This window comes from bacterium, assembly GCA_021158245.1.
GTDB lineage: Bacteria > Zhuqueibacterota > QNDG01 > QNDG01 > QNDG01 > QNDG01.
On sequence record JAGGVB010000029.1, the window covers coordinates 1 to 13,471 of the forward strand.

8 protein-coding genes are annotated in these 13,471 nt (G+C 39.0%); all 8 read left to right on the top strand.

The annotated features are described in order from the left end of the window. A partial coding sequence (locus J7K93_01550; GenBank protein ID MCD6115674.1) for a hypothetical protein occupies positions 1-459 on the top strand: 459 nt, incomplete at its 5' end. A 294-nt stretch (positions 460-753) separates the two neighbouring features. Continuing rightward, positions 754-1,734, top strand: a complete 981-nt coding sequence (locus J7K93_01555; protein ID MCD6115675.1) for a hypothetical protein — start codon at positions 754-756, stop codon at positions 1,732-1,734. 76 nt (positions 1,735-1,810) lie between these two features. Continuing rightward, positions 1,811-4,228 (top strand): DUF4982 domain-containing protein, encoded by a 2,418-nt coding sequence (locus tag J7K93_01560; GenBank protein ID MCD6115676.1) that lies wholly within the window; start codon positions 1,811-1,813, stop codon positions 4,226-4,228. 54 nt (positions 4,229-4,282) lie between these two features. Beyond that, the gene (locus J7K93_01565) at positions 4,283-6,637 is read left to right on the top strand and encodes a glycoside hydrolase family 3 C-terminal domain-containing protein (GenBank protein ID MCD6115677.1); all 2,355 of its coding nucleotides are present in this window, start codon (positions 4,283-4,285) and stop codon (positions 6,635-6,637) included. Between the two features lie 203 nt (positions 6,638-6,840). Beyond that, the gene (locus tag J7K93_01570; protein ID MCD6115678.1) at positions 6,841-8,397 is read left to right on the top strand and encodes a T9SS type A sorting domain-containing protein; all 1,557 of its coding nucleotides are present in this window, start codon (positions 6,841-6,843) and stop codon (positions 8,395-8,397) included. A gap of 224 nt (positions 8,398-8,621) precedes the next feature. After that, positions 8,622-9,902, top strand: coding sequence for a hypothetical protein (locus tag J7K93_01575; GenBank protein MCD6115679.1), 1,281 nt, complete (start codon positions 8,622-8,624; stop codon positions 9,900-9,902). Positions 9,903-9,951: 49 nt separating this feature from the next. Further along, the gene (locus J7K93_01580) at positions 9,952-12,084 is read left to right on the top strand and encodes a LamG domain-containing protein (protein MCD6115680.1); all 2,133 of its coding nucleotides are present in this window, start codon (positions 9,952-9,954) and stop codon (positions 12,082-12,084) included. Between the two features lie 353 nt (positions 12,085-12,437). Further along, the coding region (locus tag J7K93_01585) for a beta-glucuronidase (protein MCD6115681.1) at positions 12,438-13,471 on the top strand (1,034 nt) is incomplete at its 3' end.

Consider the following 13,471-nt stretch of genomic DNA (forward strand, 5'->3'; position numbering starts at 1 on the left):
GGGGTCATTCTGAATCTTCAATGGAGAACCTGGAAGAACTGGGTTGAGGGGCTTTATGATGTTAATTTCTTGAAAGCAGGAGGCATTCTGCCGTCCGATAAAGATCCTGCGAAGCAGTATAAAGGCGGTAAATTTATAACGTGTATACCGCTCTTAACCATGGCTGAACCGGGTGAAGCGGTCAAAATAAAAGCACTCATAATGGGAAATGTAAGTCATCCTGTTTTGCATTACCGAATACTGGGAAGTAATTCATTTACCTCGGAGGCTATGAAACACGATGCCCGTGGTGTTTACCGTGCTGTCATCCCGGGACAATATGATGATTTTGAATGGTATGTGACTGCTAATACCAGTTTAGGTGATGTTATTTTTCCTGCAACTGCTAGTGCAGAACTTGCTGAAAGAATGTATCAGACTGTTGTGGTTGCTCCGTTGGCCGGGCTAAAACAGCAATAAACATAAAGGATGAAATTCGGAATTAGGTCAAATATTTAAAATCATAACATTGGTCACCAATATAATACTCCCCTGGCATCCGGGGAAGATGATTATGTCAGCATAGGAATGCCTGATTGGATACTAAGTGATAATGCCAGGGCATTTATCAGCTGATATAAAGGCAGGAAAACAGTAAATAGGTGAGCATGTCAAACGTAGATTTATAGTGGTAATCTCGGATGTTTCCTTATGTAAGATTTAATTTTATAAGGAATACGAGCATGTTCTGCATGAGAATGGAAGTAAAATATTATGAAGAAAATTTACTGGCTAATCGTTCTTTTTATATTTCTTAGTGGTACCAAGTGTATTCGGAAAAATCATTATTCCGGAAATGAAAATTCTTCATGGAAAGCATATGAAGAAAATCCTGTCCTGTCTGCGGGCGAACCGGGATCATGGGATGCAGGTGCTCTGGGCTCTATGACAGTTGTAAAAGTAGACAGTATTTTTCACATGTACTACGAAGCCTGGGGTACAAGAAGTGATGCAGAATGGTCTCGTGAGGAATACAATACTTTGCAAATAGGTCATGCATATTCCAAAGACGGCAAGCACTGGATTAAAGATGAAGTGAATAATCCGGTTCTCCCAAAAGGAAGAGTTGGCGAATGGGACTGTAATGGTACATGGGATCCGTTTGTGATCTATGAAGAAGGGCTGTTTAAAATGTGGTATGGAGGGAATAAGGGGGATGCTTGTGATTGGGGTTATGCAGTATCAAAAGACGGTCAGCATTTTGAGAAGAAAGGGAAGATAAGTAAATTAGGAGAAGTTGAAGATATTCATGTTGTACATAATGAAGAAAATGGCAAGTATTATCTCTATTATTGGGATCGGCATTATGAGCCATTAGGATTGTTTTGTGCGATGTCTCATAATGAAACAAATTTTAATTTTGAAAACGCCATAAACATCAACATTGAAAATGATTATGAAGAAGCAATGTACAAATTTACGCATATCATTAAGAGAAAATATCTCTGGTATATGTTTTATGCAGATTTTGAACGGCCCCACTGTCTGCACAGCAAAACGCGCCTGGCGCTTTCTACTGACGGTATTCATTGGAAAAGTTATAATAAAAACTTATTTAATGGACATGATGCAGAAATAATTCAGGTCAATGATAGTTTAATTTATGCTTATTACGGTCCAAATGGTTATTTTGACAGGAAGGATTGTGACATCCGCCTTATGATTTTTAATGCCGGGATTGATGAGCTCCGGTGAAAATAACGGAACACAATCCTGGCTTTGTGGAGAGTTTAAATTTTAAATATTTTTTAATGAATAGGGAGTTGAGAAGATGAATAAAAGAATAGAAGTAGAAAAAGTATTAATTTTTATGTTATTATCTCTATCTATTTTCAATAATTGCAGCGTCCCAGCGAATAAGAATGTTCGTACTCATAAAAAATTTGATTCAGAATGGAAATTTGCCAAAGGTGATTTCAAAGATGCTCAAAAATCTGATTATGATGATTCAAATTGGAGGCAACTTGATTTACCTCATGACTGGGCAATTGAAGGGCCGTTTACGAAAAAAGTTTTTTTTGGTGGTGGATATCTGCCATATCCGGGTACCGGCTGGTACAGAAAAACTTTTAGAATAAACTGTAAAGATAAAAGAGTTCAATTACAGTTCGATGGTGTAATGAGAAATGCCAAAGTCTGGGTTAATGGTGAATATGTTGGTACATGGGCTTACGGTTATTCTTCTTTTGCTTTTGATATTACCAGGTATCTGAAGCAGGATAAAGAAAATATCGTAGCTGTCCGGGTAAAAAATACAGACTATTCATCCCGATGGTATCCGGGGTCGGGTATCTATCGGAATGTATGGCTTACAGTTACCAACCCGGTTCATATTGGACATTGGGGAACTTACGTAACTTGCCCTAAAGTAACTGATGAAATGGCAACTGTAAGAGTTGAAACTGAGGTTGAAAACAATAATAAGAGAATGGAAGAGATTTTGTTGGAGACTTCGATTATTGACCACAGAGGGCATGTTATAGCAATTAATACTCAATCCGGAAAGATAAAAGATAAAGGAGTAAAAAAAATTATCCAGGAACTGGCGATTAAGAATCCGCACAGATGGGATGTGAATGATCCATATTTATACAAAGTTGTAAGCAGGGTAAAAAAAGATGGAATGCTGATTGATGATTATGAGACTCCCATTGGTGTCCGCACTTTCCGTTTTGATGCAAATAATGGTTTCTTCCTTAATGGTCGTCATTTGAAAATAAAAGGTGTGAATATGCATCATGGTTTGGGACCGTTAGGTGCTGCCGTATCATTTCGGGCTATTCAGCGACAGTTGGAAATTCTGAAATCAATGGGAGTAAATGCTGTCCGGACTGCCCATAATCCTCCTTCTCCCGAGATGCTTGAACTGTGTGACCAAATGGGAATCCTGGTCATGGATGAGGCTTTTGATGAATGGCGTCGACCTAAATGGGATAAATTAAAAATTTATCATATTTTCTTTGATGAATGGGCTGAGAAAGATATGCGCGCCATGATTAAGAGGGATCGAAACCACGCTTCAATTATTCTTTGGAGTATAGGAAATGAGATCCCCGAATTAGGAACAGAAGATGGAAAAAGAAGTGCGAGAATGCTCACTGATATTTGTCATGAAATGGACCCTACCCGGCCTGTAACTTCAGGGATTCATCTCAGCATTAAGCTGGATCAGGAACTGATGGATATTTTAGATGTGGCGGGTTTTAATTACTGGCATGATCGGCTTGAGCAGATTCATCTAACCTATCCTGATAAACCGCTGCTTGTTACTGAAGCTTCAGCTGTATTGAGCAGTAGGGGAGAATATCATTTCCCTGTTAAAAGAATTTATTCAGGTTACCGGGATAAATCTTTTCAAATATCCTCATATGATTTGGTAAATACGGGTTTTGGTACTCTGCCTGATGTTGAATTCAAATTGCAGGATGATAATTCCTGGTTAGCAGGCCAATTTGTCTGGTCCGGTTTTGATTACCATGGTGAACCAGATCCTTATGAAAATATGTGGCCGGCTCACAGCAGCTATTTCGGCATTGTGGACATGTGCGGCTTTCCCAAAGATCGCTATTATTTGTACCAGAGCGTCTGGACAGACAAACCGATGATCCACCTGCTTCCACACTGGAATTGGCCAGGAAGAGAAGGGGAGATCACCCCGGTTTATTGTTATACCAATTGTGCCTCAGCTGAACTGTTTGTTAATGGCAAGTCTCTGGGTAAAAAAGAAAAGAAATCTGGCGAGTATCGGCTTAAATGGGAGAATGTTAGATATCAGCCTGGTTCTATAAAGGCAATAGGATATGATAATCAGGGCAAGGCACTACGTGAAACACAAATCAAAACTGCCAGTGCACCCTTTCAAATTGAGCTTGTTCCCGATCGCAAAAACATACGTTCTGATGGTGAAGACCTTGCGTTTGTCACCGTCCGTATTAAAGATAAAGATGGAAACCTCTGTCCGTTGGCTGATAATCCGATTAATTTCCTGATCGAAGGTGAAGGGACTATTGCTGCTGTGGGGAATGGAAATCCTGCTAGTCTGGAGAGTTATCAGGATTCGCAGCGGAAAGCCTTTCATGGGCTTTGTCTGGTAGTGGTAAGAGCAACAAAATATTCCGGAGAAATACATCTTACGGCAACATCCCAGGGTTTGAGAGAAGATGCGATTACTATCAAATCGAAAAACTAGAAACCTTGTAACGGTTTTGAATCTTCGCATGGTTGGATGCTAAAGGGAGTTAAAATGTATCTGCACAAGCTAATGTTTAAAATGGTTCTATGTAGAAAAAGCTGGATTAAATTTTTTATCGCTCTCTTTTCATTGTTGAGTATTAATGTTCAATCACAAAATTTAGAATTTAGAAATTCAAATCTTTCAATTGAAGAAAGAGTAGAAATTTTGTTTAAGCAAATGACCTGGCAAGAGAAATTATGCCAGACTTTCAGCTTTCATTTATCTGAGGAAATGTTGGACGAAGATGGGAACATCAGTTTTAGCGATGAAATTAAGGCTGTTTTGCCCTATGGTATTGGTCAATTAGGAAAACCCAATTGGGTATTTGATAAAGGGCCTAAAGAAAGTGCGGAACTAACGAATAAATTTCAACAAATTGTCATAAAAAGTAATCGTTTCGGTATTCCAGTTATTTTTCATGAAGAAGCCTTACATGGACTCTGGGCTAAAGGAGCCACTGTGTTTCCACAAGCTATTGCCATGTCCTGTACCTGGGATCCCTTCTTAATTAATCAGGTATTTAAACAGATTGCAGAGGAGGTTCGCTCTCGTGGAAGTCATCAGGTTAATACACCAATGCTTGATATTTGTCGTGATCCTCGTTGGGGTAGAATTGAAGAGTCGTATGGTGAAGATCCTTATTTGATTTCACGTTTTGCAGTTGCCATTGTCAGGGGTCTGCAAGCTAGCAGTGAATTTATTGATAAAGATCATGTCATCGCTACAGTAAAACATTTTGCCGCCTATGGATTGACCGAGGGGGGCCTTAATAAGACTCCGGCATTTTTGGGTGAGCGTTTTTTAAGAGAAGTTGTTCTCCCTTCTTTTAAAGCAGCTATAACAGAAGCCGGTGCATTAAGTGTAATGCCATCTTATAATGAGATTGATGGGATTCCTTCGCATGCTAATCATTGGTTGCTTACCGATATTTTAAGGAATGAATGGCATTTTAAGGGATATGTGGTATCAGATTATGGAGGCGTAATTCAATTAAACAATTTTCATCATCTTGCTGCAAATAATACAGATGCCGGAAAGATTGCCCTGCTGTCCGGTGTGGATATGGAATTAGATAATCCATATTGTTTTAGTTCGTTATTGGGATCCGTAAAAAATGATTCAACGCTTCAAAAAGCGCTTGATCGGGCTGTTAAAAAAATATTGACTGTAAAATTTAAATTGGGCTTATTTGAGAATCATTTTGTTGATCCTATCCGAGCAGAAAAAATTAATCATTCGGAAGAAAACGTAAAGCTTACTCTGAAGGTTGCCGAATCATCAATCGTATTATTACAAAATAAAAATCAGATATTACCCTTAGAAAAGTCTAAATACAAACAAATAGCTGTCATTGGCCCTCATGCTAACTCTGTGCATTACGGGGGCTATTCTACTCGACATACTGAACATGGTGTTTCTATATTTGAAGGGATTAAGAGCTACCTTGGAACTGAAGCGAAAGTTAGTTATGCAGAGGGATGCCGTATTCACGAAGGAAGTGGACACTGGCTGGATGGAGTGGATGATTTTGTATTGAGTGATACTGCAAAAAACAGGCAAAAAATTGAACAAGCCGTTAAATTAGCCAGAAAAAGTGATTTGATTATTCTTGCAGTTGGGAGCACTCCGGTGACCTGTGGTGAATTTATTGGTTACCGGCACAATCTGGATTTGTTCGGTCAACAGAACGAATTGGCAGAAGCCCTCCTGAAATTGAACATCCCGACGGTTGTATGTTTGGTTAATGGTCGGCCATTAACGATTAATGAAATTGATCAGCGCGCGGATGCAATTTTGGAAACCTGGTATTCCGGCGAACAGGCTGGCCTGGCCATTGCAAAAGTTCTATTTGGAGAAGTAAATCCCAGTGGAAAGCTTACTCTGACTTTTCCCCGGTCTGTTGGCCAAATACCCCTTTATTATGGTAAAAAGCCGAGCGGAATACACGATTATCTTGTCTTTAGAAATGAACCACTTTATCCTTTCGGGTACGGCCTGAGTTACACAAAATTTGAGTATTCTAACCTTACAATAAGTAAAAAGAAATTTGATGCCCATAATGAGATCAAAATAAGTTTTACTATAAAGAATATTGGCGAATACACAGGGAATGAGGTCGCGCAACTCTACATTCATGATTTAGTCAGTTCAGTTACCAGGCCGGTCAAGGAATTGAAGCGGTTTAAAAAAATTCATTTGGAAGTTGGTGAAACCAAAATGGTAACTTTCCGCTTATCCGCAGAAGATTTAAAATTTTACAATAACAAGATGGAATATGTTACTGAATCTGGTGAATTTGAAATTATGATAGGAGCATCCTCGGCTGATATTCGATTAAGTGATAAAATTGTTTTAATTAATTGATCTTTTTAAGTAGTGTTTTATGTCTTCAAAAAAAGGGAATAACCAAGAGTGAAATTAATATACTGGAAATTATTAGCAATTAGTTTATTGATCTCATTCTTGGGCATCAATTGTCAATGATTCTCCAAAGAAAGTGTCCGGGTTCATGAAAAAACCAGATAATGATGAGCGATCAAAATTTAGATTTAAATGGAGGAGCATGAATGATGCAGATTAAACGATTGATATGCTGTATATTGGCTATGTTATCTTTCTTCTCGTTCGCAGAGGCACAGACTCCTGTGATGGAATGGTTTAAGGGGCAGGGTACTTCTACAGAGGAACATGTACACGAGGGTATGCAGACCAGCGACGGTGGCTATATCGCTATCGGCGATGGGATTGAACAGTACCGTGCAGACGATATGCTCATTATTAAGGTCAATGAGAACGGGATTTATGAGTGGAAATGGGATTTCGGAACAGCCAATAAATATGGTGCCGGATACTGTATTTCAGAGGTTGCTGATGGCTATATTGCCGGGGGTGCAATATTTGATCCTGATTCTCAAAGGACGCAAAGATTTCTTACTAAATTGGATTTTACAGGAGATGTTGTATGGAAAAAATTCTATGGTTCCAGTGGTGTGGGTGGAATCCGCGGGATAGATATCACAAGTGATGGGAGCATTGTCGCTACAGGATATATTAATACACCAGATATTTCAGAATTTCAAGGCTTTGTTTTTATCGTGGATGAAGGTGATGGGTTTATAATGAAGCTTGATGCTGACGGAAATGTTGATTGGGAACAAATTATTGATGCTCCCCAGGGTACAAAAGTCAGAGAAATCAGTGATGGATTCGCTGTGTGTTCATGTGTATGGAACTGGACACAAAGTGCGGGAGATCAGCAGGATTTCTGTCTGATTAAGACCGACAATAAGGGTAATACAGTCTGGAGGAAAACTTACGGGGGTGATAAGAGCGATCATCTCTATGATTTTGATCTGACTGATGAAGGCGGATACATCCTGGCCGGGCATACACTGTCATACGGAGTAAGTAACTGGGATTACCTGTTGATGAAGATTGACAGTGCCGGAGAGGAAGTATGGCATAAAATATTTGGTCAGCCCAGAGGGTATGATGCCCGGTATATCCATGATGAGGCCTATGGAGTGCGGCAGACCCCGGACGGGGGATTTATCATTTGCGGCGGTTCGGGTGATGAATATTCATATTCAGCTTCCGGCCATCCTGCAGGGCCTTCCGACGAATGGAAAGTATACCTGGTAAAAACAGACAAAAGAGGTGAAATCTTGTGGGAAGGTATTTATCCCCCGGTTAGTGTAGGCAATAATGGAGGAGAATATATCGGACTTACAAATGATGGCGGCTATATTGTTTTTGTAGATACAGATTCACAAACACCGCCCGCTCCAAATAATTTTGGTTTTATGAAACTTGCATCTGATTCGGTAAATACTTTGATTTATAAAGGAGCTGCGGTCATCCATGATTATCAGTTGTTTCAGAACTACCCGAATCCATTCAATTCCTGCACAGTAATTCACTATTCCATAGAAAAGGCAAGCCATGTGGTTGTAACTGTTTATAATATAAAAGGGCAAAAAGTGGCTGCATTGGTGAATAAATCACAAGCTGCAGGAACTTATAATGTCATTTGGAATGCGCAGGATGTACCTTCTGGTGTCTATTTTTATAGATTGAAGACGAACCAATTTGAAAAGACAAATAAAATGCTATTGTTGGAGTAGATGTTTTTTATATGAGGACATTAATGTAATGGAAATAAACATTGGATAAAAGAGTTTTTCTTATTGTTATATTTTGTTATTAAAAATATTTGTAAAAAACACGGGAACCCGTTCAAAGTAGCATCCTGAAGCATGTGGCAAAACGTTGTTATTAGTTGGTGATATGCATAAAGTAATTAAATGTAAAGTTAAAAATATTACAACTGCAATGGGAGGGAGTGACAATGAAGATTAAGAAAGAAGTACATAACAGTAAGCGTTTGTTTGTATATGATTTTTTGCTGATAATTTTTTTTGCAGCAGTTCTTAATGCCCAGACACCAAAGATGGAGTGGCACAAAGGATACGGAACAAATAACGGTGAACATATCCACGAAATAATGCAGACTGCAGACGGCGGGTACATCGGAATTGGGCAGACTTCGGAGAACAGAAGAAACGGTTCTGATATTCTGGTTGTTAAGATTGATTCGTCCGGTGAATATGTGTGGCAGAGGATTATTGGCAGTTCAAAGAAAAATGATATCGGTATTTGCGTTAATGAAGCAGATGACGGCTATGTTATTGGCGGAGGGTTATTTAAAGGCAATCAGCAGAGGTATCTTGCTAAATTGGATTATGATGGAAAATTTATCTGGCAGCACACATATCCCAATAAACGTAACGGAATGATCAGGGGAATAGATATTCTGAGCGATGGTGATATTGTGACAACAGGTTATAAAAATTGTATCCAGCCGGGATTTGTTTTTATCGCTGATAACTCTGAAGGATTTATCATGAAAACAGATAGGGACGGAAATTTTATTTGGGAAAAACCCATATCCGCCCCTCAGGGTGCGAAAGTCAGAAAAGAATTGCGTGGTGATGGTTTTGCGATCTGTACGACAATCTGGATGAATGATCCAAAGCATCCACAGGATTTTTACCTGATTAAAACAGATAAGGAGGGTAAAGAGTACTGGAGTAAAAATTACGGCGGCAATAGTGATGAGCATTGTTACGATTTTGATTTGACAACGGACGGAGGATATATCCTCGGAGGACATACGAGGTCACCATCGTATGGAGTAGTTAACTGGGATTTTTTTATTATGAAAATTGACAGCACAGGAAAAGAAGAATGGCATAGAACATTCGGGCAGCCGAGGGGATATGACCCCAAATACATTCACGACGAAGCCTACGGAGTGCGGCAGACAAAGGACGGAGGATATGTTATTGTCGGCGGCACAGGTGATGAATATAAATATTCTGCTTCAGGCAGCCCATTGGGCGATTCAGATATTTGGCAGGTTTACCTAGTAAAAGTAAACGGCAAAGGCCAATTGCTCTGGCAGGGAGTTTACGGCAGTTCTACAGAAAATGATGCAGGTGAATATTTGGGACTGACCCGCGATGGCGGTTTTATTATCGGAACAGACACCGACTCGGCAGGTAAAGAAAAACTGAAACCAAATAATTTTGGTTTTATGAAAATAAAAGGGGATAAGCCACGCAAATAACAATCTATGAAGAACAAAATTATTTTAATAAAAATGAAGGAGAAAAATCATGAAAAAGTTAGTTAGTCGATTAGTTTTAGTCACATTGTTAATGTCGATCACATTACCACTAATGGCAGTTGAAAAAGGATTAATCGGCTGGTGGAAGTTTGATAACATCCGCATTGAGAGGAAAACAGTAAAAATGGTGAGGGGAGAAACGTTCATCCCTAAAGAAGTTTTCGGATATGTTAAAAATAGTATTAACGGAAAAGAAAGTGATCTGAACGGTAAATTTTTCAAACAAGTCGCTGGCATTAGCGGTGGAGCAGCATTACTGGATGGGAATACTTCTTTTATCGAGGTGCAACGAAAAGATGTACCGCGGGTTTCCGGGGATTTCAGTGTGGAGGCCTGGATTGCGTTAGGAGCATATCCAAATAATGTTTGTCCGATAATTGATAATCAGCGGGATCCGGCAGAAGGCTATTTTAACGGATATTTCTTCGGTCTTGATGGAATGGGCAGGCTGATTCTTAAAATTGCAACTAATGGCAGGGAGGAAAGTGTTTTCGGAAAAGAAACAATCCCCTTAAACACCTGGACTCATGTTGCAGGAACCTACTCTACTAAAAACGGACTGAAAATATATGTAAACGGGAACCTGGCAGGTAAAATACATCCTGATTACCAATTTACACCTTCCCAGAGATCAGTTAATATTTTAATAGGCATGAGCAGGCAAAAGCAGCGTCCATATGGTACGATTAGGCCGTATGGAACTCAACCTGTAAATATGTTTTATGATGGGCTGCTTGATGAAATAAAAATTTATGATATAGAATTATCCAAATCACAAATAAAAAAACATTTTACTGCATTAAATTCAGAATTAACTCCGGAATTGCCTAAACGTATAATGCCGACCGGACCATTAAGCAAAGGTTATTTTGGTGCAATCAATACTACATTAAAATATTACGAAGCTTACGATGCCCTTTATCACACGCGTAAAGGTTCTGATGTAATAGTAAGATTTGACCAATATCCCTGTGAGTTAAATTTCTGGAGGGGTGCAAATTACACAGCTCATCTTGTAACAGAAAAAGGATTCTGGTTTAATAATGGTTTTAATGAAGGCTGGAGTGAACACGGCAGTGCAGAGCCCATGTCTGATAAACAAATAAAATATTCAAGAGTAAAAATTCTGGAAAATAATGATGCCCGCGTTGTTGTTCAGTGGAGATATGCTTTAGTTGACAACTGGGATAAATTTGCATTTTATGATCCTGCAACAGGCTGGGGAGACTGGACAGAAGAAACATTCTATATCTATCCTGATATGGTTGCTGTAAGAGAAGATGCATTGCTGAGTAATGCTCCCCGTGCTGCTCATGAATGGCAGGAAAGCATGGTAGTTCCCGGTCCAGGACAAAAGCCGACAGATTTGTTGGAATACGCTGCATTGACCCTGGGTAATGACAAAGGAGAATTTCATACCTATTCCTGGGAAAAGACAACTCCGCCTAACTTGCCAACCTTACCAAAAAATCCTAATATGCAGCTTGTGAATATGAAGTCAAAATACAAGCCTTTCTCAATTTTACGGCCTCAGGACAATCCATCCATTGATATCTATTCTGGTGAGATCAGAAGAAATGTATGTGTTTTTCCGTGGTGGAATCACTGGCCGGTTGCACAGAAACCTACAGATGGAAGATATGCAATGTTTGCTGACCGTCCCTCTCATTCATCTCTTTCTCATTGGTTCTGGAATGCCTATTCCGAGTCTGATCGGTCCATGGTCAAACTGATGCTCACTGGAATGACTGATAAAAAAGCAGATGAACTTTTACCTCTGGCAAGGAGCTGGTACCATGCTCCTGAAATAAGTGTAAAGGAAAATTTAAAAGCAACGTATGATCAAGCACAAAGAGCCTATGTGATTTCTTTGGAGAACAAGGTTAAAGAAATTGAATTTAAAATTGATGCTTCGGATGTTTCACCGCTTGTTAACCCCGCTTTCATAGTAAGTGGCTGGGGCCATCAAAAACCTGAATTAGAGTTAAACGGAGAAAAAATGATGCAGGGTAAGTCTTGCCGTTTTGGTTATATAGAAAAATTGGACAGAACAGATCTAATTATCTGGATTAAATTTGAATCAATAAAAGCAGCACAATTTAAAATAGCTTCTGCAGAGTAAACAGAGAGTTTAGATAAAAATTAGTTGAGCAGGGTTAAATTTTAAAAACATAAGATTCCCCAGTGGTTCCTGGACGGTAAGTTTGAGATTTGAATCACTGGGGGGGATCTATTACACTTTGGGATAGAATACTGAAAGTAACTTGTATTTCTACAATTTCTATGTAAATGTGAATTCTTTGAATAAAAATGATAATGCCATTTTAATTGTTATTTACCTAAAAATATAATTTATTTATGGATGTATGAAAATTAGAATTGCATTAAGAGATTTATATTTGTAACTTAGTTAAGAAACTTTAGAAAGTAAGTTCTTTCGACACAAATTTTAATTAAATGAATTTAGAGGCATTCATGAAAAGTAAAATCACACATAGAATTTTGCCCTTTTTATTGTTAATATCTTATATTAATGGGTTTGGACAGAAAGTAGTTCCGAGACCAGAATATCCAAGGCCGCAATTCAAGCGAACTGCCTGGATTAACCTTAACGGTAAATGGACTTATACATTTGATTTCAGCCTGTCAGGAAGAGACAGAAAGCTGTATAATAGTCAAGGATTTAATGATGAGATTACAGTTCCGTTCTGTCCTGAAAGTAAGCTGTCAGGTGTTGAATTCAAGGATTTTATTCAGGGAATGTGGTATCACCGTCTGATTTCAATTCCCGGAACTTGGAAGGATAAAAATATTTTACTCCACTTCGGAGGGATTGATTATCAAAGTGCGGTGTATATTGATGGTGAGCTGGTAGGCAGGCATTGGGGTGGAATGGGCGGTTATGTTCTGAATATTACCCGTTTTGTACGGTTTGGTAAAAAACACCACTTGGTTGTAGAAGTGCGGGATGATACCCGTTCTGGCCTGCAACCAGTCGGAAAACAGAGTATCCATTATAATTCATGGGAATGTCTTTATACCAGAACCACTGGTATCTGGCAAACAGTTTGGATGGAAGCTGTTTCTCCCTCTGGCTTGAAATACATCCAGGTTATTCCTGATCTTGACAATAGCAGATTCATTATTAATCCTGTTTTCTTTTCAGAGAAGAGGGGAAACAAATTCAGAGTATTCTTAAAAGACGGTAAAAAAACGGTTGTCGTAAAAACATTGGCAGCAGCCAACAGCTCTTCGGTTATCCTCAATGTGAGAAATCCCAAGCTGTGGTCTCCTGAAAAACCATTTCTCTATACTTTGACTTATGAAGTACTGGATGCTGACAGTAAGGTGGTGGACCGGGTTGAAGGGTATGCAGGTATGCGGAAAATATATATTGAAGGAAACAGACTTTATTTAAATAATAAACCTGTATTCCTGCGTTTTGTTTTAGATCAGGGATTTTATCCGGATGGAATATGGACTGCACCTACAGATGAGGCTATTAAAAA